Genomic DNA, 22,695 nt, shown 5'->3' with positions numbered 1-22,695 from the left:
CTCAACATAGCCTTTACTCGACGTACCCGTAGCGGGCATAGTATTTCTGGTAGTAGTAGCGGCTATGGTAAGATTCATAGCGCGCAAGCGCCCTCGTGTCGGCCTTGTTGAGGACCACGCCGAGCAGCTTATTCTGAATCTCCGGAGCGTTGCGCAGATTGTGTTTGACAACGTCTATGTTCGTTGCGCCCCACTCGACCACGAACACATAAGAATCCACGTAGATTGACGTGACGCGCACGTCGACCACGGGGGCCATCGGTGGCATGTCGAGCACAATATAGTCGTATCGCCCACGCAGCAGACTGATCACGGCATGCATTGCCTTGGACGCGAGGATCTCGTTTGTATGTAAGAGCTTCGAAGTAGCTCCGGCAGACAGCACTGCGAGTCCGGTCTGCGGATCGACGCTGATGGCATCCTGAAGCTGCACTTTCTGGGCGACGACGTCGATTAGCCCCACCGTCGCATCCGGCCGTAACACGCGGGACAGAGAGGGGTTGCGCAGGTCGCAATCTACCAGGAGCACCTTGGCCCCCGAATGCGCCATCAGCTGCGCGAGGTTAATCGAGAGCGTGCTCTTGCCCTCGTTCGGTAGCGTCGAAGTCACTGCCAAAACCCGGTTCTCGCGCACGACAGAATTGAGATCGACCGCCACTTTCAGCGACCGCACCGCCTCTGAAAAGCGCGACAGGGGATTGTCCACGACATAGCGCAAGAGATTCGGCTCGGTAGAGGCCTTCTTGCGGCCGAGCTTACCCGAGAGCGCTATGGCTGACGCCTGAGTGATAAGCGCGGGCAGGATCGCGACGCAATTAGCGCCTAACTGCTCCTCCACCTGGCCGGTGGTACGGAACACTTTATCGTTGAGCTCGCGCGCCATTGCGGCGCCGAAAGCGAGCATCAGGCCGCCCAGCAGGCTGACGGCAAGGACAATCAGCGTCTTCGGATAGCTCTTAACTAGCGGCGTAGTCGCCGCGCTGATCACGCGCGCCTCGGTGATTGGGAACGACTGCTGCTGCACGCTCTCCATGTAGCGTTGCAGGAAATTGTCGTACATCGCTTGGTAGGACTGCGCGGTGCTCTCAAGCTCACGGAGCTGCACCTGCGCCTGATTGGTGAGTTGTGATTCCGAGACGACGTTGCTGAGGCTAGACTTGATACTCTCCTCGCGCGTCATCGCGATGTCGTAGTCGCTCTTATAGGACTCCTGGATCCGCTTCAGCTCGTCTGTAATGTTCTTCTTGATCTCCGCCATCTGCCTGCGCAAATTGACAGCGGCCAGATGGTCGGCGCCGTATTTGGCTGCCCAGATTGATTCCTTGGAGGCCATATCAACGTATTGCGCGCGCAGCTTGACGATGGTGTCGTTCTTCAGTGCGTCGGTGACGTTAGCGTCCGGAATCTCCTGCTTGAGGATGTCGTTCATGCGATCGAGGCGTGCCTTCGCCTCGGCCGTAGCAGCATGCGCCATGATCAGCTGGCTATTCACCTCCGCAAGCTGTTGCTCGTTCATCAGCCGGCCGCCGGTGTCGACGATGTTGTTGGCGGTCTTGAAATCTACCACCGCCTTCTGCGCGGCGGATGCCTGTGTCCGCAGCTCCTTGATTCGGTCCTGCAGCCAGACGCTCGCGCGGCGGGTGGCTTGGTACTTCGCCTCGAGTTGGTCGACGATGTAAGTGTCGGCGATCGCGTTGGCGATGCGCGCCGCCTTGACGGGGTCGCGCGAGGTGTAGCCGATCTCCATTACATAAGTGAGGCCGAGACGCTTGATCGTGCGGTTTTTCTCGAATCGCTCCAGCGCTTTCCGCGTCAGTTCGAACTCGGACGACGCATGCCCATCGGAAAAAAGGCTAGCAACGGTGCCGATCACGGAGCCGAGCAGACCGCCGCTCCCGCCGGTAAATTCGGGATCATCGATCAGGTGCTGATCGCGGATCACGGCGAGGCTAATGTTCTCGGACTTCAGGATCTCAACCTGGGTCTCCACCGTCGCCGAATCTATGGCGACATCGCCAAGCATCGATTGCTGCTGGAACAGCTGCACCTTGCGGGTGTCGATTACCATCGAGGCGGTTGAGGTGAACTGCGGCGCGGCGGTGAAGAGATATAGCAGCGCCAGGATCACGCAGGCTGAGACGATTGCGACCATGGTCGAGAACTGGCGGCGGACGATGTCGAGATAGGAGGTCAGCGTCTGCGACGCAGAGCCGTCGACCTCGGCGAAATCACGGTTGATCTCCGAGGTCGGCTTGTTCACCTGCAACATCTATCGATTCCTGAAATCAATTCGCGATCTGCTTATTTAGGATTAGAGGCTTGATTGGAGGCTTGGCCATTGCCTCCCGGCCTCGGAAGCAAGCCCCCTGCTCCGTCGCTGCACGTAAAGTAGCACAGGGTCATCTGAACTTGAACGCCGTTGATGCAGCGCAACGCGGCTTTCACCCGACAATTCGCGTGAACGTTAACGACCCCGAACGTGAAAGCGGCGCTCGATGGCGCCGCTCTACAACAAGCTTCACAAGGACTTCACTGATCCACGGCTCAGAATGGGCTTACCTGATTGACAGTGGTGCCGCCAACGGACCCACTGCCGATGCCGGAGCCGTTGTTGGGCGTCGTGTTGTTGCCGAACACGACAACGCCGCCGCCCCCACCGCCGGTGGGAAAGCCGTTGCCGGTCGGGCCGCCCGCGCCGCTGCCACCGCCGCCCGCGCCGCCGCCGGTCGCGGCGATCGCGACGTCGCCGGTCGCGGCTTGGTAGGCGGCGATCACGTCGGGGTTGCCAATGCCGGCGATCGCGGTCTGAATCTCATTAGCATAAGCTTGGTCCTGTTGCGCGGCCATGCGGGCGACCTGGGCGAGGCCGCCGACGATCGCACGCATCTGGTCCTTGGTGGTCGCGGGATCCTTGAGCAGTGCGATCAGGCCCGGCAGCGTGGTCGGATCGGAGGCGCCGAGGTCGCGCACGCGCGAGATCAGCTGCGGGCCGCCGGTCGGATATTGCTGCAAGAGGCTGTTGGGTGCGGCCTTGAACTCGGAAATGACGGTGGCCGGCAGCTGGCGCTGCGGCGGGTAAACGGCGGCATTGGCGGCCGAGGTGATCGTCGCAGCGAGGGCCGCGGCGGCAGCCATGCGAAGCGCGTTTCTGATAACGCTCATAAAACAACCTCCAAAAAATCAGCTGCCCCGATCTGCTTCCTCGGCCGGGGCAAAATGGCTGTGCAGTGCAAGAACCTAGCGAAAGAAAGAACGGCTGTCCATTTATACTAAAAACTTCGTAAACGGCGCAACTGCTTCAAATCTAGACACTTTTGTGAAGCTCGCCCGGCGCGCGCGGGGCTCGGGCTGCGGTTGCGGAGCGGCCCTCGCCTCGCGGTGCGGTGGCGCCGGCGCTCGCGCTCACGCGGCCCTCCCGACTCGAAAAGGACTGCGCCAGGCCCGCGCCGAAAAGCGCAAAGAACGGAATGCTGTAGCCGGGCACCTGCAGCGTGAAGTCGAGGCACGAATGCAGCAGCGACAGCGTCGCGGTCGCCGCGGCGGAAAGCGGGATGATGACGTCGCGCCGGCGGGTGAACACGCCTCTCGCCAGCACCAGCAGCATGATGGCCCAGCCGAGCGCCACCAGCAGCGCCATGGGAATGCCTACCTCGGAGGCAAGCTCCAGCGGCGTCGAATGCGCGGCATCCCAGACGCCGCGAATCGAGATGTTGGGGCTGCGGTAGGGCGGGAAGGCCCATTGGAAGGTGCCCATGCCGGTGCCGAACCAGGGGTTGTCGGCGATGATCCGCAGCGTCGATTTCCAGGCCTCGATGCGGCCCTCGTCGACTAGGCCCTGGCTGTCGAAACGGCTGGAGACGCGGCCACCGAGCAGCTGCAACAGGCCAAGCGCGACGGCAAGGCCCGAGCCGAGCGAAATCCAGATGCCGGTGCGCGGCGGCAGGTCCTTGCGCAGAAACAGCGTGAACGCGACGATCATCGCCAGCAGCGACAGGCCGACACCGGCGCGCGAGGTCGTCATGAACATCGCCATCAGGCAGATCAAGAGGCAAGCGAGCTGCGGCAGGATCTCTTTCGGCGGGATCGCGCGCAGGTCGAGCGACAGCCGCCGCCACTCGATGTGCCGCTCCGGCAGGCGGCGGCGGACGTCCTCCAGGATCAGCAGCATCCAGATCACCGCAGCCGAGCCGAAATAGGCCGCCGCCGTGTTGCGGTTGATGAAGGTGCCGGTGACGCTGCCGAGATAGGCCGTCTTGTCCCGCCACAGGATCATGGTGGGCTCGATCAGGAACGAGAGCACGCCGTAAAGGGCATAAGCCGCGCCCGAGATCGCGATCACCCAGAGCAGGCGGCGCGCACGCATCCGATCGGCGCCGACGGTGATGCCGAGCACGATGGCCAGGATGTTGGCAAGCGGCGCGCCGAGCGCGAAGAACGCCTCGTTCTTGACGATCGACGCCGACGGGGCGATCTGCACGCCGAGCAGGTCCGACGCCTGCTTCCAGATCGGCTGGAACGGCGCGAGGAAGGGATGATCGGAAAGCTGCTCGTGCAGCACGAAGGCATAGGCGGCAACGATCACGCCGATGCCCGCAAGCAGCCAGAGATGTGGCGGGCGCAGATCGCGCGTCGGCGCGAAGATCACCGCGATGCCGAGACACAGGCACCAGAACGCGATCGACAGATCATTGGTCGAGCCGAACGGAAACGGCGCGCCGGCGGCCACGAAGAACAGGATGAAGGCAGCCGGAAGGCTCCACGACCAGCGAAAGTTGGACCAGCTTATGGTTGGAGGCAAAAGGCGCATCGTCGTTCTGGAGCGAGCTTTCTTCGCGCGAGCTTTGCTTAAGCCTAGAGGAAGCAATCGATCGGATAGATCTTCAGATCCACGTTGAGGCGGCTGTTCCGGCTCTGCGCTCGGAATGCGTAGAATAATCCAAAGCTATCACTCCCCTGATCGAGTTTTATTCCGGGGGTTAGTTCGTCGGGCGGGACCAGAACGCCGATGTGCCGGTTGATGGCGGAAATCTCGATCCGCCCCTCCCCTTGCGCAAAATGCCCGCCGAGTTGGGTCACCGTGACCTTTGGCAGGCCGCGGCGCTGATGGCAGACATCCTCCTCCCAGAGCTTGGTCTGCTGCACCAGCGGCTTGCCCGGGCCATCGGGCACGACGATGTCGGGGAAGGACGGGCGCAGCATCCCGAAGAACTTGCTCTCCTTGGAGTTCGCCGAGAGGCGAACCGTGAAGGACAGCTCGCCCCTGGCGCCCTTGAGGCGCGACAGGACGGGAGCATCCGGCTCAGCGGAAATCATCACATCGATGCGGTGACGCACGCCCATCTCTGCGGCAGCGCCGAGCACCGGCCCGACCGGTGCAAGCGCGACGGCAAAAGGGACGAGAGCCAAAGGATGCCAGAATGCTCGAAAGCGCATGAAGCCCCTTGCAAAGCCGCGGGGTGACCGATGACCGGCGCGCCCGTGCCGAGTGGCGCCTTGATCCAGATCCCGGGCTTGTCGGCGCAGCAGAACCGCCTCGATTGCTAAACGAAAATGGCACCGGGACAAAGCCCCGGTGCCATCGATTTGGTCGATCAAGTCGGCGTCTTACGGCGCCAGCTTGATGTTGTTGCGGAAGATCAGGGCGTCGTTGGCGAGATTGATGCCATCGCTGCCGGTCGCCATGATCACACGCAGGTAGTTCAGGAACTTGGCAACTTCGACGTTGCGCGAGTTCGAGACGTAGATGATGTCGCCGTTCTTCATCATGACCTTGGTGGCGAGGAAGAAGCCGCCTGGATCGCGGAAGTTCACGTTGAAGATGACCGGGATCGTCTCCGAGGTGTACTTGCTCACGTCGATGCCGAGCTGGGCCGCAACCTCGCGCGGCTCGCGGCGATAGAGATACACGGCCGCCGGATCGGCCTGGCCATCCAGGAGACCGCCAGCCTTGCCGACCGCTTCGCCGAGATTGATGCGCCAGGCGTCGAAGTTGAACTCGCCGCTCTGGCCGCTGGCGCCGAACGCCAGGAACTTCTGCTGCTCGCGATAGACGTAGATGCTGTCGTCGGGCCGCACATAGACGTTGTTCTCGGGCGCCATCACGAGATTCTCGAACGGCACGGTGGCCCGCCGTCCGCCGCGCTCCAGCATGACCCAGGTCTCGAAGCCCTGGCCCTTGATGCCGCCGGCGCGGGTGATCGCATCAAGCACGCGATCCTTCGCGCCCGCCGCGCTCGCCGGATAACGCGCCGGCGAATTGACCTCGCCGAGCACGCTGATCAGCTGGGTGCGCTGCGAGGACATCGCCACGACCGCTTGCGGCTCGATGGCGCGGTTGCCGATCCTCTCGACGATCGCGCGCTGGATTTGGACTGCCGTCAGGCCCGCGGCCTTGATCTGACCGGCATAGGGCACGGTGATGAATCCATCATTGTCGACCGACTGATCCGGGATGGTCACATAGTTACCCGGGCGGACACCGGCTTCCGCCGGGATGAACAGACCGCCTGCCGCGGCTTCGAAGATGGTGACGCTGACGACGTCGCCGATGCCAAACACGATGCTGGCAGGCGGGCGGCGGTCGGTGAACACGCCAGCGAGGCCCTTGGGCTCGTGGGTGTGCAGGATCTTCACGGTCGCCGGATTGAGCGGCACCAGCTCGTAGGCCGGCGCGTTTTCCGTCTGGATCTTGTTGTTGACGTCGTCTGTCAGCGGACCCGAGCCGGGATTGGTCGAGCAGGCTCCGAGCGCCAAAGCGGCGGCCAGAAATGCTGGCTTCAACACATAGGTCTTGGCAATAGATGACATGAATCGCGCGCCCGAAGGTCCCCAATTGACGTAAATTGGTACGGCCTAGGGGGTGGTGCGACAAGTGTTCCCGGTGGTTAACGGGGCAATCCGTCAGCCAGTGTTGCGTGCGGGCCACTCTTAGGGGCCTAGTTTAACCCTTTGTGACCATTTGTTGTATTTCGTGTGCCCGGTTCGAGAGCAAATCGCCCTAGTCGAGGGTTCGGTGTGTCGAGGGCGAGGCTTCTTGGCTTCGCCGCCGTCGGCTAAAGCTGGGTCCGTTAAGAGCAGGAAACCCGTGTCTGGCCTCCTTCTGATCCCGCTGTTGGCGGGCTCCCTCTTTGGCGCCGCCGAACGCGTATGGGGCCCCGCCGTCGCCTGCCCTGGCAGCGCCCGGACGGGGTGTCGCGGCGCGGCCGTTGTTGAGGTGGCCGCCCCTGCGTCCACGTCCGTCTGGAAATTCACCCGGACCCAAGGGGCCAAGGACGGCGAGAGCTTCGCGGCCATCATGAAGACTGCCGACACCACCCAATCGGACCCGGACTTCGCCGGCCTGATCGTCCGTTGCGCTCCGAAGGGCAAGGTCGACGTGCTGGTGGCCTTGATCCGGCCCTTCCCGCCCCGGAGCCGCCCCAAGGTGACCATCGCGGCGAGCGGTGGCGGCACCCTGAGTTTCGAGGGCAGCATGGCGGCCGCGGGAGCGGCCGTGCTGTTGCCCGACGAGGTCTCGGCCTTTGCCGCCGGGAAGTGGCAGACCACGGCCTCGCTTTCCGTGGTGGTCAGGGAAGGCGACAGCGAAATCAAGGGTATGGTGGCGCTCAACGGGCTGCGGGAGGCCTATCATTCGCTGCTAGCAAATTGCGGCCAATAGACCAAATTTAGCCATACAACTTAAGGGTCTTTTTAGGCGAGGAACCTAGGGTCCGGAGCACGGAGAGTGTTTCGGATGACCGCCTTTTTGATTTTCAGCTTTCTCACGGGTGCCGTGCTGGGCCAACGCTTTCGCGTGTTCGTGCTCCTGCCGGTCACATTTGCGCTGGTGCTCACCATGTTGCCGGTCAGCATGATGACCAGCCTTGGCTTCCTTGAAGGCATGAAGGCCGCGGCGTTCGCGGCCATCGCCCTCCAGGGCGGTTATCTCTTCGGTTCGGGGGCGCGCTTTGCCCTTGCCGCCGCACGCGCCACCCGCGTCTTCGGCCGACCGGTCAAGGCCACCCGCTGATCGCAACGCAAGCCTCTGTTTGAAAACGCACCACTCGCTTGTATGGTGACCTGACCGTTTCAGGATTCGCTTCGAGCGCGCCGTTTGTCCCTCGCTTATTTTGCCCTCATCGTTTCCATCGTCTCCGCTTCCGCTCTCGAAATCGCCGGCGCCGCATTGGGCGCGCAGCTGGGGTCGATCGCCGCAGCGCTAGGCCTGCTGGCCGCGGCGTCGAGTTCGCGCAAGGCCGACTACGAGCACTATCTTCGTGCGACCTCCTGGGGCCGCTGGATTCTGGTCGCGATCCCGCTGTGCATCGCGGCCCAGCTCGCTCCGCTTCCGCTGCGCTTTGCGCATCCGATCTGGGCCAGCGCCCACGAGGTGATCGGTGGCCTGTCGCTCGGGCCGATCACGGCCGATATCGGCTTGACGGTGAACGCGCTGCTGCTGGCGCTGGCCGCGATCTCATTGCTCGGCGTCGCGATCCTGGTGGTCCGCAACCGCGGCCGTGCGGAGCTGGTTTTGTTCGTGCTGAGCGGCGTAACCGCGATCTCCGCCTTGATGTTGGACTTGCATCGGCTCTCGCCGGCGCTTGCCGGATCCGTCCCGCTTGACCTCACGACGAGCCTGGCCGGGCTCGGCCTCATGCTCAATCTGGCGGTCATGCAGCTCGCCGCAGAACGGGCGGAGACGCATCATTCGGTCCTTCGCTCGATCGCGATCGGACTTTGCGGTCTGGTCGGAGCCTTGGTCAGTGCCGCCGCGATCTTTGGGTTATCAGGGACGAATAGCGCCATCGCAGCAAGCTTCGGCGTCGTGCTGATCCTGCTGATCCTCGTGATCCGCAGACTCGATCTGTCGCCATTGGCCGCGAGCGCAGTGTCGGTGGCAGCCCTGGCCGGCGCGGCGATCGTGCTGACCTTCCTGTTCGAGAAGGGCTCCGGACCGATCCTCCTGCGGCTCGTTCCGGAGATGGGGGCCGAGACCAAGGCAGCCCTCGAGCGCATGTTGGCCGATACACGCTGGTTCGGCGCCGGCGCGGGGACTTTTGCTGCGGTGGGCAGGATCTATCAGAGCGATGCCGGAGCCGTCTTGACCGCCTCCTCGGCGGCCATATCGGTGTTCGCGGGGATGGGTTGGGTCGGCTTGGTCGCCATGATCGCGATGAGCCTATTGGCTTTGGTTCGCCTGTTCGTCGGCGCCCTGCAGCGCGGACGCGACTCGTTCTTTCCCGCTTCGGCTGCGGCCTGCGTCCTGTTTGCGCTGGTTCAGAGCTTTGCGGGTCCCGGATTGCTGCACCCGGCAACAATCCTTTGTCTTTCGGTGATCTTGGGACTGGGGCTATCGCAGAGCGTCAGCCAATCCGGATCACGATAGCGCGCGGGTGATCAGACCGCGCGGTCGCCGAGCGAGGCCCAGTAGTTCGGATTCTTGGGCGACTGGATCCGGACCCAGCGATACGGCTTCTTCGACCACGGCATGATGTGGCCGGAGAGGTTGTCCAGCACGAGATCACCGGAGAAGGTCCGCACCACGACCACGAGATGATGCTCGCCCCAGCTGGTCACGACCTCGCTCAGCAGCACCGAGCGCGCCGGAAAGCCCTTGGCGATCAGTTCGTGGCGTTTTGTCACGGCATAGTCGTTGCAGTCGCCGCTCGCCGGATGCAGCAGCCATTTCTCGCCGCGCAACCCTTCCACATTGGCCTCGGGGCGGATCGCGGTGTTGACCCGCTGGTTGACCTCCTGCATCTGCGCCATGCGCTCGGCCGTCAGTTTCAGACGGCCGCCGCGGAAGACGATCTGCTGCGGACGTGGTTTGCACTCGTCCTTGTACTTCAAGCAGAAGATGGTGAACGCCATCGGCGCCAACGTCGGCTGGTCGAACTTGATGTAGTGGATGGCACCACGCAGCCCCATGGGCGCGCCGACGAAGGCGGCTTCCGCTTTCTGCTGCACCCCCGCAGCAACCGCGATTGCGGCCACGGCCGCCAGGAACTTTACCACTTTGCGCATGTCGCGCTCCCCGTTCTTGTTGGGGAGACGCTACGCCAGACCTCTTGAAATACGGCTCAAAGGCCACGCGAGGCTTTAATCAAAATGCGGGCTCATCGATCGGAAACAATTAAGAATACCGATGTGTGACTTGTTCTGCTAAGAGCGGTCACGACGTTCCGCTCGTGACGCTGGAAGCGATTCGACCGACCTGATGGGCCTTTCCTCCCGCTTTCGAAAGAAGACCAAGCCGCGGCTTCCCGACGGCGTCCGCGTCTATGCGATCGGCGACGTGCATGGCCGTGCCGATTTGCTTCAATCGCTGTTAACCGTGATCGACGTCGATCTCGCCCGCTCGGCGCCGCAACGCGCCATTCAGGTCTTTCTCGGCGACTATGTCGACCGCGGACCGGACTCGCGCGCCGTTCTCGATCTCCTGATCGAACGCTCGAAGTCGCACGAGACGGTATGTCTGAAGGGCAATCACGAGGTCTTCCTGCTCGAGGTCCTCAAGGACCCCGCCCGCCTGCAGGAGTGGCGCCACTATGGCGGCCTGCTGACGCTGGTCTCCTACGGCATCACGCCGACGATGAACCCTTCCGCGGAGCAACAGGTCGAATTGATCGAGGGACTGAGACGTGCGCTCCCGCCCGAGCACCTCGCCTTTCTCCAGCAATTGCCCTCGTCCTTTACCTGCGGCGACTTCTTCTTCGTCCATGCCGGCGTCAAACCGGGCGTCCCGCTCGATCGCCAGAAGGATGAGGATCTGCTCTGGATCCGCGAGGAATTCCTCGCCTCCGAGGAGCGCTTCGGCAAATATATCGTGCACGGCCATACGCCGGTCAGCGCGCCCGATATCCGGTCGAACCGCATCAACATCGACACCGGCGCTTATGCGACCGGCAACTTGACGCTCTTGACGATCCAAGGCGATAGTCTTCTCGCAATTTGAAAGCTTAGGCCGCAACTTCGGTGATCACGCTTCGCGCCATTGGTATCTTGACCGCGATCACGCTGGCGCTCCACGCCGGCATGACGTTCTATGGCGATCTCGTTCGGCCGGACTTTCGCGCCCGCGACTTGTTCTCGGGCGAGATTCCGCCGGACAAGGCCAAGCTCGCGGCCGCAGGCAGCCTGGCATCCGTTTCGTGGGATGGCGACCTCCTGGCAAATCATGCGGCGGCGATGGCCGCCGACGTTCTGCATCGTCCGTCGGCCGAGGCAGGCGGAAGGGCCAGCGAGAACAAGACGGCCCAAGCCGCTGTCGTGGCAGCCTTGAAAGTCTCGCCGATCAGGCCGGCGCTCTGGCTCACGCTCGGCACGCTGCAGGCCCAGGCCGGCGAGGCGGTCACGCCTGCGGTGAAGATGTCGTACTTGACCGGGTCGGTGCCGATCGACGTTGCCTTCTCACGCGTCCGCACCGTGACGTCGAGCGCCGCTGCAACCGACGAGGAGATCAAGCTGCTGGCGCAATCCGACATCCGCTCGGCGCTGGCCAACCGCTCGCGTTACGAGCCGCTGCTGATCGCGGCTTACGTTCAGGCAACGCCGCAAGGCAAGTCGCTGCTGCTGGAGACGACGAAGGTGACCGATCCCAGATTCAACGAGATCTTGCGGCGGTATTAACTCAGCGGACCGATTTCGGGTTGACCGGCACGAAGTCCTGATCGCGGCGCGGCTGGTCGGATCGTCCCTGGTAGACGAACATGCCCTTCTTGGTGGCGACGATGTCGCCTCGCTGCAGGCTGTCGTCGCGAAGCAGACGTTCGGTCGCGACGAGGTCCGGATCTTCCGGAATCGGCTTGTAGAGCTCCGGATGCTCGCGCCGCTCGCGCGCAACCCCCTTGGCACGGCGCCGCGCATCCTCGATGCGCTGCCGCCATTCGTCGCGCGAGACTTCCGGCTCGCTCGGCGGAAGATAGTCGCTGAGGGACGGCTCCGGCTCGGTCTGAGCATGGCATGGCAGCGGCCAGGCGTAGAGAGCCAATCCGACAGCGGCCGCCGCGGCCGCCTGAACCGGAGCGCGCGCCAGTCTCCGGCGGTCTGACAGGGACTTGCAGCGGACGGGTCGCACTCCGATGACTCCGATGGGGCCGAGCGGCAGCCGCAACTTCAGCTGATACGGCTGCCAATTGCAACATTTTCGGAACGCGGCGGCCGTCCATTCAAAAAGCGAGAAAACAACCCCATGCACAGTAGCCGGCACCAACCGAATCAATGGCTTACGCATTTTCCGAAGTCTGGCTTGATCCGTCGGGCAAAACAGGGCTAATATGGCATGATCCGGAGAGAGGCCGAGCGATGATCGACCTATCTGCGATCGGCATCGGATGAGCGCCGCAAGGACAATGGCGTCGTTCTAAAGCCTCGTTAGACCATCGCTGCTAGACTTCGGCATCCATCGATGGAGTGGCCGAGAATGCGTGCAAGCCTGTTATCGTTGTTGCGTGTTGCCGTTGCGGCGTATGCCATGTCCGCCGTCACGGCTCACGCCAGTCCCCTCTGCATCAAGGAACGGACGCCGTTCGCCTTGTCCCACGATACGGTGAAATGGACGATGTCGATCGCCCCTGGAGCCGACTGCATCCAGGGACTGCGTTGGTCGTACATGCAGATCTTCAAGGTATCGGTCGTGAGCGGGCCATCACGGGGACAATTAGCGGTGGTCGGGTCCGGCTTCCGCTATTCGGCAGAAAGCGAGGCGCGCGGCTCCGACAAGTTCACGCTGCTGATTTCGGGCAAGAACCGTCATGCCGCGGGGACATCGACCCTGGAGGTCGAAGTCAACCCGCAATAACGCCTCGAAGGGTGGTCAGCGCGGCTAACGCGATGAGACCAGGACAAAATCGTCATTACGCGGAGCATGCTCCAGAGCAGCACGCTCTAATAGCGACGGCTCGACCCGCTGCCCCGCGTTGTGTTCCCGCGATAGGGCCGGGCTCGTCCGTAAGTCGTCACGGGCGGCTCGATCCGGCTCGGGATATTCGGCGTCGCGTTGGGACGCGCGGGCTGCGACGGGTTGACGATGATCACATTGCGGTTGGGCGTCGACGGATCGCTGACGCCCTGGGCCCAGGCGCCCGCAGGCACCACAAGGGCGAGTGTGATCAAGACTATTCGTTTCATGCGATATCTCCCGAGCAAGAACGTCAGGGAGGGAACACCGTTCCTTCACGACGGCATCACGGTTCGTTGCGCGACCTCACCGCGGCACGGGTGACCTCAGCGAGGCACCGCGATCAGCTTGCCATTCCTCCAGACACCTTGGGCCGCCTGTCCGGTAGAACCGCTACCCACGTTCCGGACAGCCGTAGGCCGCGAGGCAGCCTGGGTGGTCTGCTTCTTTTTGTCGGTCGTCGTCACGATGCTGGAGCTAGTCGTGTTGGCCTGATCCTTGGTCCCTTGTGCAGAAGCAGACTGAACCAGAAAGGTCAGAAACATCATTGCTGTCAAAATGCCGCGCATGGTCACACACCGGAAGAAGGAGCCGGTCGAAATCTCACAGGTTTCCGCCCAAAAGCAAGCGCTACGAAACGACCGCGCAGGACCTTTGCGGCCGGAGCATCAGCGTGTTTCACCGCAACCGACGCGATCCGGGGTGAAAAAACCTAGCGAAACGGCACTATCCGGGCTAGTTGATCGCTCTTGATGACCGAGACCGGCGACACCGCAGCCAACGCCTCGCAGGCGCAAGAGATCAAGGCCGGGCTCGTCCGCCTGTTGTCAGAGCGGATCCGCGAAGTCTCCGGCGACCCCAGGCAGATGCGGGATGTCGTCTACGAGCTGGCTCGCGTCAAGCTTCTGGAACAATTCACCCACGCCGATGCGCGGGAAGCGCGAGAGCTCCAGCAAGTCCTCGAACGCGCCATTCGAGAGGTCGAACGCGCCTTTGAGCGAAGCGAGAAGTCTTCACCGACCAGGGATGCCTCGGTCCCCGTGGCGAATTCTCCACCGGCGAACGTTCCCGTCCCCCCGCCCATTCCGACGCCCGCTGCCTCGGCGTCATCAGCCATTCCGATGGCTGCCGAGACGCCGCGGCGTCCTGCCGCACCGCCAGGATCGCCCGACCAACCCAAACGGAGCGGCGCTTTCAAGTCTCTCGTTCGATTGACCGCGATCCTCCTGCTCATTGCTGGCGCCGGCACCGCGGTCGTGTATTGGCCGCGGCTGAAGGCACAACTGACGGCATCGTCGCAGATGGCGCAGCCCGAACGTTCGGCCAAGGGCCCGGAGCCTCAGCTGACCGCGATTCCGACTCCCTCGGCCAGCGAGACCGCTGAACGAATCCCGGAGAGCGCAAAGGAGCCGGCGCCGGCGGCGCACCCCTCGATGCCTTTGCCAACGACGTTCGGCGTCTACGCCTTGAGCGAGGGCCAGCTCCACGAGCTGAAGCCGGTTCCCGGAAAAATTCCGGACCGGCGGGTCGCGATCTCGGCCGCCATCAACACGCCGAGCGCGACCACGTTGATGGACGGCGACGTCAAATTCATCGTGTTCAGGCCCGACGGGGGTATCGACGCCAGCGGGACCGAAGTTCGGGTGATCGCAAAAGTCTCGCGAGCGATGGGCGTCGATGCCAGCGGGAAAGCCACCATGGTCAGCGCCGGCGATTCCTGGGTCATCCGCAGCATGTCCTACCCCTACAAGGTAGGTCCGATCGACGACCAGTCGAGAATGCTGTTGCTGCAACCGGAGCAAGACGGCTTCACGCTCGCGCCCGGCCGCTACATCGTGGTGGTCAGGGGCATGGGCTATGACTTCACCATCGCTGGGACGATCACCGATCCCAACCAATGCGTCGAGCGCATCAATGCGGCGAACGGCGCGTTCTACTCGCCCTGCCCGCCGCCGCGGCGATAACGCAGCCTTTGTTTCCTATTTGGCCGGCTTGCTGTCCTTTGGCGCATCCGCCGGCATGTCGTCGACCTTGCCGTTGTTGGCGACGCATTTCTGGAAGTACTCGCGCTGGTCTTTGCCCGTTCCCTTGGCACTCCCCGCTGCGGGGTTGCCGATCTGCCTGGGCGGAAAGGCCTTGGCCACCGCGGCGTCACATGCCCGCGCCACTTCGGCAGTGATGGCCGACGCCGTCGCCGGCACGGCCAATGTCAAAGCGAATGCCAGCCCAACCAATGTCCGCAAATTCTTGACCGGCACGTCGTTGCTCCTTCACTCGGTGAATGCTTGCCGGACCATACCAAAAAGGAACGAGGCGCCAAACGGCAAAGCGCGCTGAATTGTGACTGCGCACTTGTTCGGACCATGCTCCAGAGCCGCGTCTCGAAGCACGGCCGCAGAGCGCGCAGAAATATCACCGCTCCTAGCTGTTCAGCTGCGGCGGCTTGAAATCCGGAAAGCGCGTGAGCATTGCCGTCTTGACGAACTTCAAGTGGGCGATGCTGCTCGCCAATTCCTTGAGCCGGCGCTGGCCGTTCGAGATGTCGGCCGCGAAGAGATCCTGATGATGATTGTCGAGCGGCTCCCGCTCGAGATACTCGTCGGTGCCGTTCCCGAAGGTGACGGAGGCACGCGCAAGCGCATCGTCGACACGCCGGTTGAGCCCGGCCTGCTCCCTCTCCGCCTCCTGCAAGGCGGTTTCGATCGCGGCCAAAACGGCACCGATCCGCCCGCGGTCGGTCTCCGCATCACGCTCGGCCGAGCGGGCCTTGAAGGTTTTGTCCTCGCGGCGGGAGCCGAGAAGATTGTGTGCGCGCGCTCTCAGGAACAGCTGAAACATCCGGGCCATCCCACATACGAGATCCAGGCGGGTACCATCGGTCAGTCGTAGTTAACAAATCCTGAATCCGGCGCCCGTGCGGTCTGGCTTTGTGCAATCCATGCCCGCCAAGCTCCCGCGTGCTTGGAATAGAGTTCGTGCCAGCGGATCTCGCCGTCGGCAGCGGCTCCTTTTCGCGCGCGGACCTCGGATGTAAATTGCCCTGTCTCGTTCGATGCGAGATCCAGCGCTTCGAACTCCGCCGTCTCTTCCGGAGACAGGCCGATCAGAACGCGATGCCCCCGGGCATCGACGAAGTATCTGCGCGGCGCGTTGTGCCTTTGATCAGTCATTCGCAGGGCCCTCGTTCATGATCCAAGGCCCCGGACGATCCTTCAGCCGCCGCTCAAAGCCACGAACAAACGCGATCAAAACGAGGATGCAAGTCGCGCCCAGCAAAGCAATCAAATACGCCATTCACGCCCACCTATGCGAGCCGCGAAAATACAGGCGGCTAAACTCTCACCATGAATTGCTACGTTCTAGGTTGCCTTTCCAAAGCTCTCAAGCGCCGCACCCCGTTAACCTAACTGCGCATGGTTATCCGACCCGGCCGCACGGCAGGATCAGTGTGCGCTCACATGGCTGTGCGCCTACGACGGATGCTCACTCTGCTTGGCGCCCATCGCCGCCGGCGTGTAGGGCGCATAGAGACGATATCGTGCCGATCGCCTGCGCGAGCGCCATGCCCGCACGCCGTAGCCGCAGCAAAAGCCAGCTGCAAAAATCGAAATCAGAACCAGAATTGCAAACATTTGGAATGTTCCCAATGATCGGAACGCTCCTCCCGGTACATTTCAACGTGATGTTCTGACGACTTCAAGATCATCGGCGCTGAAAGTTTTGTCAGAGGAAGATGAAGTTTGTGCAACGTGGTGCTTGAATTTTGGCCGTCGCGAGAACCACGAGCCCGGAGGACGACGAAATCTCGCATCGTTCGGGGGCGATATCCAGCCGGCGATGTTAACCCGTGTTCACGGCGGCAGCAGCCTCGAACGAAGCGGCTGGATGCGCTGTCATCGGGCACAGTTGCGATCTGCACGATAGGTCTTGCGAAACGTTCTCGAACGTATGGAGCGGCCTCTCGGACGAGACCGCTGACGAAGCATCCGTGCTTCTACGGAGCGCCATGCACCAACTTCATCGCGGTAAGGTTGAGAGGTTAGCTTAACCCGCGTTGTTTGTTGCGAACTTTCGGCGATTGCTTATCCATCTCGCACCGGGCTCCCCCAAGCCCGGCCCCACCCAAGCAAAGCCGTCGAGCGAACATGGGTCCGCTTGGCGGCTTTGTCGTTGTGTCGACGAGAGGATCATTTCGGTTATGGCGCGCAGGCCCTGGTCGTTCAAGGAAGATCGCCGGCTCATCGAGCTGGCCAAGTCTTCAACCTCGCTGGAGCAGGCAGCGAAAGCTCTCGGGCGCTCGCCCGATGCGATCAAGCGCATGGCGTTGCGGCTTGGTCTTTCCTTGAAGTCGAAGCCGGCAAAGAAGAGCTGATCTTAGAAGTGCCGGCGCTCGCCTCGGCTTCATGTACGGCCGCTGCAGTCCAACGGCCCCGCATCGATAGGGCCAGCCGCCCTTATCCCGGGGTCGTTCCGGTCCGCCATCGTCTTGGAGGGTGAGGTGGATTGAGCTGGTTGCCGGCGGTGCCCCGCCAGCCGCCACACTTAATTCTGCGTCCTCTTCTGGGACCCCATCCCTGGGCTGGTTCCGTAGCTGGGCGTCCCCGTTCCCTTGAAGGCGCCGCCCATCGTGTCGGATCCGGAATTCGTGCCCGTGCCACTGCGCGTCGCGGAGGTGGATTGCGTGCCCGATGGCGTGTCTTTGGTCCCCTGCGCCGAGGCCAGAGAGCTCCCGATTGTCAACGCCATCACGAGACTTAACGTCCTGATCATACTGCTCAACTTTCCATGCTTGTTTCTGACCCCGAGCCGCCAGACCATTGGCCGGGCACTGCTCAGGTGGGGCCCTTCGGGCCGGTCTTTCCGTTAAACCCTATCTTAGCCCCCGCTGGCTAGGATCAATCTCCACGCCTTGCTTGAATTTCCGCCCCGCCCTGTTTTCGCCTGAGCCGGATGAGAGTGCTGCGACCAGACCTCCCGTTTGTGGCACTCGTGCTTGCGAGCACGATGGCGTTCGCCTTGGCGGGTCATTTCGCCGCTGGCGCCGTTATTCGCCAGCACCAGGCGCATCAGCTCAATGAGCTCACCGAGGTGGTTCTGCGCCGATCGGAGCTTGCGGTCGATTTCGCTGCGGGCAGCCTGGACGAGCTCGCGCGGCGCAATTTCGCCAGCTGCGAGCCGGCGGCGCTGCAAGCCATCCGCCTGCACGTCTACCAGCGCTCGGCGATCAAGGACGTCCGCCTCGTCAAGCCGGACGGCTCGGTGATCTGCTCGGCCTATTCCGAGACGCTCGAATTCGACAAGGGATGGGTGGATCGCCGCGACATGCTGCCTTCGCGCGACAAGACGCTTTCCCTGTTCCGCGTGGAGCAGTTCGGCGGCGACGCCCTGGGCGTGCTCAGGGACGTCAATGGCAACTCCGCCCTGGTCGCCATTGTCGGTGTCAATGCCAGCCTGTTCGACATCATGCCGGCCGAGCTGCGCGCGCACAGCCAGGTGATCCTCGCCTTGAGCAATGGCGAGAAGCTCGGCGAATTCCAGACCGAGGCCGGCAAGTCTCTGCCGGCGCCGATCGGCTTCGAGCGAGCGTCCGCTCGGCTCCCGCTTCATGCCACGATCCGGCTCGAGCACGCGGTGCTGTCGAGCTGGAACAACGAGGCCTATTGGCCAACGCTTGCAGTGGCGCTCGGACTTGGCGCGATCTTCGGCATCCTGCTGGCACGCAACCGCCGCATGGAAGGGCCAGTGGCCGATCTCGACCGGGCGCTGACAGCCGGCGAATTCAAGCCATATTACCAACCGATCTTCGACCTCCGGACAGGTCGGATCAAGGGCTGCGAGATTCTGGCCCGCTGGCTGCGCCGCGATGGCTCGGTGGCCCCGCCGATGAATTTCATTCCTCTCGCCGAATCCAGCGGACGCATCCAGGCGATGACCTGGCAGATCCTGGGATCGGCGCTCACCGAGCTCAGGCCATTGCTCAGGGCCGACAAGAATTTCAAGCTGTCGCTGAACGTCGTGCCCAAGCACCTCCTGAGCGCCGGCTTCGTCGAGACACTGCGGCGCACGGTTCTGACGGCACGCGTCTCCGCGCGCCAGATCGTGGTCGAGATCACCGAGCGCGATGAATTGGATGATCTCGCGCGCGCCGCTTCGGTCGTGGCCGAGCTGCGGGACCGCGGCTTCCGCGTCGCCATCGACGATGTCGGCGTCGGCCATAGCGGACTGTCGCGGCTGAAGGGCCTCGGCGCCGATACGATCAAGATCGACAAGTTCTTCGTGGACACGATCACGGTGGACGCATCGACGACCACGATCGTGGAGATGCTGGTGGCGCTCGCGAAAGACCTCAATATGAGCGTGGTCGCCGAAGGCATCGAGACGGAGGAGCAGCTCCGCGCGTTGCTCGCCTCCGGCGTCGAGGAAGGTCAAGGCTATCTGGTTGCGCCGCCCCTGCCCGCCGCCAAATTCAATGAGCTCATCAAATCGCGTCGGGCTGCGCAGCCGGATGCGGCGACATCCGGTGCTAAGGCTTTGGTGGCCTGACGGGCCGGCCCCCAGAGGCTTTAACGATACTTTCTAACGATGTTTTCGGCTTTCGAACCGGAGCGGCGACCAACCTTGTATGTTGGCGCCATGCGCAGGAACCACCTCATAGCAGCCGCAAGCATCTGTCTGGCGCTGATCGCCTATGCCACGCTGGCGAAGCTGTCGGGCCGGCCTGCGCTCATGGGTCACCACGAGGCCTATTGGATCGTCGTGATCGAGCGCTTCAGCGCCTATGGCCTGCTCGGCTTCCTGCTGTCGTTCCTGCTGCCGGGACGGTTTAGCCTGGCTTGCTCGCTCGTCATCGCAGTCGCCATGGGGTTGGAGCTGATGCAAGCGTTGATACCCGATCGCGATCCAGGCTTTCTCGACGTGCTGCAGAAGGCGGCGGGCGGCACCGTGGGCGTGATGCTCGCCCAGATGATCCTGGCGTTCCTGCCCAGACCACCTGCCTGAAACGGCGAGCACGGCCTCGGCGGAGTGACCGGGCGACGCGGTCCTTACTTCATCATCTGGCCGCGCAACTCACCGCCTGGGTTGGCGGCCGTGTGAATGTTCGCGTACCATTTTCCGCCCAACAGATCCGCCGCCTGCGCCTCGGTGAGGGTTGCACTGCCTTCGATCGGGCTTTGCGCCGTCTTGAACGGCAGGGCGATGCCGGCATTCTTCCCGGCCTCGCCGGGGCCGTGAAAATGCGCCCCTATCGCCGGTCCCGTCAACCCGGTAAAGGTGACGAGGTAGGTCAGGACCTTCGTTTCGGTGTCGTAGCTCGCCTCCGCCTTGCCCGACCCGGTCGAGCTGTTCGGCGGCACTTCATTGCTTCCCTTGAGCTCCGCTCGCAGCTTCACGACCTCCGCACCTGCCGTTCCGCTCGTCGCGCTGACGCCTCCGACCAGCGCCAATGCCCCCAACAGTGCCACGGACCGTCGACACACGGCTTTGCTCATGCACTTCCTCCTGCGGATTTCGTTGGTCCCGCGATGAAAACACCGAGGACTGCCGGACATTCCACCGCAGAGCTTATGCTGATTCGGGACAACGCTCGCGGGAATTAGCCATCGCAAGCGCATCACGCGCCGGCTCAGGCCGCCCCGCGCCTCGTGTGACGCTCGGAGGGAACCAGGAGCTCGGCCATCTTCCGGTGGGTGTCGTGCAGCGCTTCAATGGCGCAGTCGAGATCGAAATCCGCCTCGCGGACGGATGCAAAGAACTTTGCCGTCAGCGCCAGATCGAGCTTGACGCGCGTGGCACCGTCGCGACTCCTGCGACGATCGAGCGACAAATGGATCGCGCGGTCCCTCGCCTCCACAGCATCGCAGCCGCAAAGCGCGCCGAGCTCGTCATATGTCATCCAGATTTGAGGCATGTTCTTCCACCACGCTTGATCTATCGCAGACTAGATAGCTCTCGCTTCTGAAGGCGGAGTTTCTGCAGCGCGAATTCGAGCCAACAACGTCAACGCAATGCTAAGCTCGGCGCAGACGCGAGCCGGGTGGACCGGCGCAGCTTGTTGCCGATCCACTGTCACTTGGGCGCGCCCGTCGTGAACGGATGCCGCGGCCGTGAACGGCTGTCGAGCCTCTTGGGCAGCTTGTCGGCCTTGAGCTTCACGACTGCGCCCCGGGGGTCAGGAGCCGGCGCCTCTTCCTGGCTGTAGATCAGCGTCGCTTCGAATCTCACGTCGGGCGCTTGGCGGGCCGTTCCCGAACAGGTCGCCATCGCCCCGCTATAAACGCCGGAGAGCTCGACCTCGACCTCGTCCAGCCCGAACACGGTCGGCGGCCCGTCGGCATGTCGCCGTGTGGTCAGGACGGCCGTGAAATGCCGGTCGTTGTCGAACTGATAGGAGCCGCCATAATTGAAGAAGCTGTCGCTGCCCGAGATCCGTCCCTGGGCCAGATGCACGATGCCGGTGCCTTGCGCGTGCGCTGTTCTGAACCACGCCGCGTATTTGCCCTCTTTCAGCATGGAAACATCCACCCGTAATTTCCACGTGTATTTGCAACGAAGCTTGAGGCGCGACAATGACCGACACGACGAGCATTCCGCCACGGTTAACGCCCTGCAAAATCAATCCGTTAAATTTCTGCGGCCGCACGCGGCGGCGGCGACGTCAAAACAATTCGATGCCGTCGTCAGCCGTTTCCACGACTTCGACGCGACGCGACGGCCGTACAAGGAGCCAATGCCGCTCGAGCTCGCGCGCGGCTACCTGGTCGAGAACGCCGGGCGACAGTTCGATCCTGGCTGCGTCGAGGCTTTCCTGTTGCGCTGGGACGAGGTGGTCGAGATCGCCGGCGGTCAGCGGACAAGTCCCTTGCCGGTCGCCGCGGCCCCTCCCGCTCCCGATATAGAGCGTGCAGCAGCGAGCTCGTCAGACGCGCGCCATCCCGCGTCCCGACCGCCTGACCCGATCGATCCGCCAACATCTTGCCGCGGCACCATTTTTCTCCGGTCGCCGGTTTGAACCTGTTCCTGCTAAAGTGGCACCAAGACCTGAGAGTGATTCTGGTCACACTTGCCCCGGCGCCCTGCTGCTAGGCATCGAACCAGGACGGGCACCAGAGCATCGTCGAATTGGATGAGAATTCCCATGAAAACCCTGATCGGCGCCTGTGTCGGCGCATTCTGCCTTGCGGCCCCCGCTTGGGCGGAGACTCCCGCTGCGATCGTCGAGGACGTCCAGGGCAAGGTCGACGGAATCGCGTTCATGGATTACGTGGCGCCAGGCAAGATCATCAAGCTCGGACCAAAGGCCAGCATCACGCTCAGCTACCTGAAATCCTGCCAGCGCGAGACCATCAGCGAAGGTGTCGTCCTGGTCGGCGCCGAGCAGAGCACCGTGCAGCTGGGCGAGGTCAAGCGGGAAAAGGTGCCCTGCGATACCAATGCGGCAAAACTGTCCGAGCGCGAGGCGAACCAGAGCGCCGCGACGACCTTCCGCACCATGCGCTCGGACGCCAAGGGCGGGCCCGCCAAGCTGCCGACGCTCTACGGCGTCTCGCCACTGGTGCAGGCCAAAGCCGGCAGCACGCTGGTGATCGAACGCACCGACGGCAAGGAGCCCACGATCAGCGTCCCGCTCAAGCGCGATGCTATGGTCGGCGGCAAGTTCTATGATTTTGCCAAGGCCGGAAAGACACTGACCCCGGGCGGCAGCTACCTCGCCATTCTCGGTGCCAAACGCTACACCTTCCAGATCGACGCCAGCGCCACCTCCTCGCCGACCCCGATCATCGGCCGCCTGCTGCGGCTCGAATAGGCGGACCTGGCGA

General features: G+C 63.0%; 26 protein-coding genes and 1 pseudogene. 12 read left to right on the top strand and 15 right to left on the bottom strand.

The window, feature by feature from the left end; all coding sequences use genetic code 11:
* Positions 1–13: 13 nt before the first annotated feature.
* The 5 genes from I6F37_RS13965 to I6F37_RS13945 all read right to left on the bottom strand — a co-directional run bounded on the left by I6F37_RS13965 (position 14) and on the right by I6F37_RS13945 (position 6,807).
* Positions 14–2,269: a polysaccharide biosynthesis tyrosine autokinase gene (locus I6F37_RS13965; RefSeq protein WP_225151545.1), complete on the bottom strand. Its 2,256-nt coding sequence runs from the start codon at positions 2,267–2,269 to the stop codon at positions 14–16.
* Positions 2,270–2,544: 275 nt separating this feature from the next.
* Positions 2,545–3,162 (bottom strand): hypothetical protein, encoded by a 618-nt coding sequence (locus I6F37_RS13960; protein ID WP_225151544.1) that lies wholly within the window; start codon positions 3,160–3,162, stop codon positions 2,545–2,547.
* Positions 3,163–3,304: 142 nt separating this feature from the next.
* Positions 3,305–4,807: an O-antigen ligase gene (locus I6F37_RS13955; protein ID WP_225151543.1), complete on the bottom strand. Its 1,503-nt coding sequence runs from the start codon at positions 4,805–4,807 to the stop codon at positions 3,305–3,307.
* A 44-nt stretch (positions 4,808–4,851) separates the two neighbouring features.
* Entirely contained in the window at positions 4,852–5,595 is a 744-nt protein-coding gene (locus tag I6F37_RS13950) for a hypothetical protein (protein ID WP_225151541.1), read from the bottom strand.
* A 9-nt stretch (positions 5,596–5,604) separates the two neighbouring features.
* On the bottom strand, positions 5,605–6,807 hold the full coding sequence (locus I6F37_RS13945; protein ID WP_225151539.1) for a polysaccharide biosynthesis/export family protein: 1,203 nt from the start codon (positions 6,805–6,807) through the stop codon (positions 5,605–5,607).
* Between the two features lie 277 nt (positions 6,808–7,084).
* Between I6F37_RS13945 and I6F37_RS13940 the strand changes: the two genes are divergently transcribed.
* From I6F37_RS13940 to I6F37_RS13930, 3 genes are all read left to right on the top strand, one after another.
* A complete protein-coding gene (locus tag I6F37_RS13940) occupies positions 7,085–7,657 on the top strand; it encodes a hypothetical protein (protein WP_225151537.1) in 573 nt (190 codons plus the stop codon).
* Between the two features lie 75 nt (positions 7,658–7,732).
* The gene (locus tag I6F37_RS13935) at positions 7,733–8,008 is read left to right on the top strand and encodes a hypothetical protein (protein ID WP_008561415.1); all 276 of its coding nucleotides are present in this window, start codon (positions 7,733–7,735) and stop codon (positions 8,006–8,008) included.
* A gap of 84 nt (positions 8,009–8,092) precedes the next feature.
* On the top strand, positions 8,093–9,364 hold the full coding sequence (locus tag I6F37_RS13930) for a hypothetical protein (RefSeq protein ID WP_225151535.1): 1,272 nt from the start codon (positions 8,093–8,095) through the stop codon (positions 9,362–9,364).
* Positions 9,365–9,375: 11 nt separating this feature from the next.
* On the opposite strand, the gene I6F37_RS13925 is transcribed toward I6F37_RS13930, so the two are convergent.
* Entirely contained in the window at positions 9,376–10,002 is a 627-nt protein-coding gene (locus tag I6F37_RS13925) for a transglutaminase-like cysteine peptidase (RefSeq protein WP_225151533.1), read from the bottom strand.
* A 193-nt stretch (positions 10,003–10,195) separates the two neighbouring features.
* On the opposite strand from I6F37_RS13925, the gene I6F37_RS13920 reads away from it, so the two are divergent.
* On the top strand, positions 10,196–10,933 hold the full coding sequence (locus I6F37_RS13920) for a metallophosphoesterase family protein (protein ID WP_036026567.1): 738 nt from the start codon (positions 10,196–10,198) through the stop codon (positions 10,931–10,933).
* 20 nt (positions 10,934–10,953) lie between these two features.
* Positions 10,954–11,607 carry a hypothetical protein gene (locus I6F37_RS13915; protein WP_225151531.1) on the top strand — a complete coding sequence of 218 codons (654 nt, stop codon included), beginning with the start codon at positions 10,954–10,956 and terminating at the stop codon, positions 11,605–11,607.
* A 1-nt stretch (position 11,608) separates the two neighbouring features.
* On the opposite strand, the gene I6F37_RS13910 is transcribed toward I6F37_RS13915, so the two are convergent.
* Entirely contained in the window at positions 11,609–12,055 is a 447-nt protein-coding gene (locus I6F37_RS13910; protein WP_225151529.1) for a hypothetical protein, read from the bottom strand.
* Between the two features lie 345 nt (positions 12,056–12,400).
* Here I6F37_RS13910 and I6F37_RS13905 point away from each other — a divergent pair, with 345 nt between their 5' ends.
* Entirely contained in the window at positions 12,401–12,778 is a 378-nt protein-coding gene (locus I6F37_RS13905) for a hypothetical protein (protein ID WP_225151527.1), read from the top strand.
* An 86-nt stretch (positions 12,779–12,864) separates the two neighbouring features.
* Here I6F37_RS13905 and I6F37_RS13900 read toward each other — a convergent pair whose 3' ends face one another.
* Both I6F37_RS13900 and I6F37_RS13895 read right to left on the bottom strand, forming a co-directional pair.
* The gene (locus tag I6F37_RS13900) at positions 12,865–13,107 is read right to left on the bottom strand and encodes a hypothetical protein (RefSeq protein WP_225124575.1); all 243 of its coding nucleotides are present in this window, start codon (positions 13,105–13,107) and stop codon (positions 12,865–12,867) included.
* Positions 13,108–13,203: 96 nt separating this feature from the next.
* Entirely contained in the window at positions 13,204–13,446 is a 243-nt protein-coding gene (locus I6F37_RS13895) for a hypothetical protein (RefSeq protein ID WP_057026181.1), read from the bottom strand.
* A gap of 183 nt (positions 13,447–13,629) precedes the next feature.
* Here I6F37_RS13895 and I6F37_RS13890 point away from each other — a divergent pair, with 183 nt between their 5' ends.
* Entirely contained in the window at positions 13,630–14,841 is a 1,212-nt protein-coding gene (locus I6F37_RS13890) for a hypothetical protein (RefSeq protein WP_225112341.1), read from the top strand.
* Positions 14,842–14,856: 15 nt separating this feature from the next.
* Here I6F37_RS13890 and I6F37_RS13885 read toward each other — a convergent pair whose 3' ends face one another.
* From I6F37_RS13885 to I6F37_RS13875, 3 genes are all read right to left on the bottom strand, one after another.
* Positions 14,857–15,135, bottom strand: coding sequence for a hypothetical protein (locus I6F37_RS13885; RefSeq protein ID WP_225112340.1), 279 nt, complete (start codon positions 15,133–15,135; stop codon positions 14,857–14,859).
* A 163-nt stretch (positions 15,136–15,298) separates the two neighbouring features.
* Positions 15,299–15,715, bottom strand: a complete 417-nt coding sequence (locus tag I6F37_RS13880) for a hypothetical protein (RefSeq protein WP_036011274.1) — start codon at positions 15,713–15,715, stop codon at positions 15,299–15,301.
* A gap of 41 nt (positions 15,716–15,756) precedes the next feature.
* Positions 15,757–16,047 carry a hypothetical protein gene (locus I6F37_RS13875; protein ID WP_225151525.1) on the bottom strand — a complete coding sequence of 97 codons (291 nt, stop codon included), beginning with the start codon at positions 16,045–16,047 and terminating at the stop codon, positions 15,757–15,759.
* 1,028 nt (positions 16,048–17,075) lie between these two features.
* On the opposite strand from I6F37_RS13875, the gene I6F37_RS13870 reads away from it, so the two are divergent.
* The 3 genes from I6F37_RS13870 (at position 17,076) to I6F37_RS13860 (ending at position 19,876) form a co-directional block, all read left to right on the top strand.
* Positions 17,076–17,249: a hypothetical protein gene (locus tag I6F37_RS13870; RefSeq protein ID WP_167361675.1), complete on the top strand. Its 174-nt coding sequence runs from the start codon at positions 17,076–17,078 to the stop codon at positions 17,247–17,249.
* A gap of 632 nt (positions 17,250–17,881) precedes the next feature.
* Entirely contained in the window at positions 17,882–19,420 is a 1,539-nt protein-coding gene (locus I6F37_RS13865) for an EAL domain-containing protein (RefSeq protein WP_225112339.1), read from the top strand.
* 90 nt (positions 19,421–19,510) lie between these two features.
* Entirely contained in the window at positions 19,511–19,876 is a 366-nt protein-coding gene (locus tag I6F37_RS13860; RefSeq protein ID WP_036011287.1) for an antibiotic resistance protein VanZ, read from the top strand.
* A gap of 44 nt (positions 19,877–19,920) precedes the next feature.
* Here I6F37_RS13860 and I6F37_RS13855 read toward each other — a convergent pair whose 3' ends face one another.
* From I6F37_RS13855 to I6F37_RS13845, 3 genes are all read right to left on the bottom strand, one after another.
* Positions 19,921–20,367: a CHRD domain-containing protein gene (locus I6F37_RS13855; protein WP_225151523.1), complete on the bottom strand. Its 447-nt coding sequence runs from the start codon at positions 20,365–20,367 to the stop codon at positions 19,921–19,923.
* A gap of 134 nt (positions 20,368–20,501) precedes the next feature.
* On the bottom strand, positions 20,502–20,786 hold the full coding sequence (locus I6F37_RS13850; RefSeq protein ID WP_036011293.1) for a hypothetical protein: 285 nt from the start codon (positions 20,784–20,786) through the stop codon (positions 20,502–20,504).
* Between the two features lie 158 nt (positions 20,787–20,944).
* A complete protein-coding gene (locus I6F37_RS13845) occupies positions 20,945–21,388 on the bottom strand; it encodes a hypothetical protein (protein WP_036011297.1) in 444 nt (147 codons plus the stop codon).
* A gap of 193 nt (positions 21,389–21,581) precedes the next feature.
* Here I6F37_RS13845 and I6F37_RS13840 point away from each other — a divergent pair.
* Positions 21,582–21,887, top strand: a pseudogene (locus I6F37_RS13840) (hypothetical protein); the annotation flags it as partial.
* Positions 21,888–22,013: 126 nt separating this feature from the next.
* Positions 22,014–22,682: a hypothetical protein gene (locus tag I6F37_RS13835; RefSeq protein WP_225151521.1), complete on the top strand. Its 669-nt coding sequence runs from the start codon at positions 22,014–22,016 to the stop codon at positions 22,680–22,682.
* Positions 22,683–22,695: the final 13 nt, after the last annotated feature.

The sequence above is a fragment of the Bradyrhizobium sp. NBAIM08 genome (genome assembly GCF_020193935.1).
Classification (GTDB): domain Bacteria; phylum Pseudomonadota; class Alphaproteobacteria; order Rhizobiales; family Xanthobacteraceae; genus Bradyrhizobium; species Bradyrhizobium yuanmingense.
The sequence above is the reverse complement of the archived record's forward strand: the minus strand, read 5'-3'. Positions and strand labels throughout refer to the sequence as shown.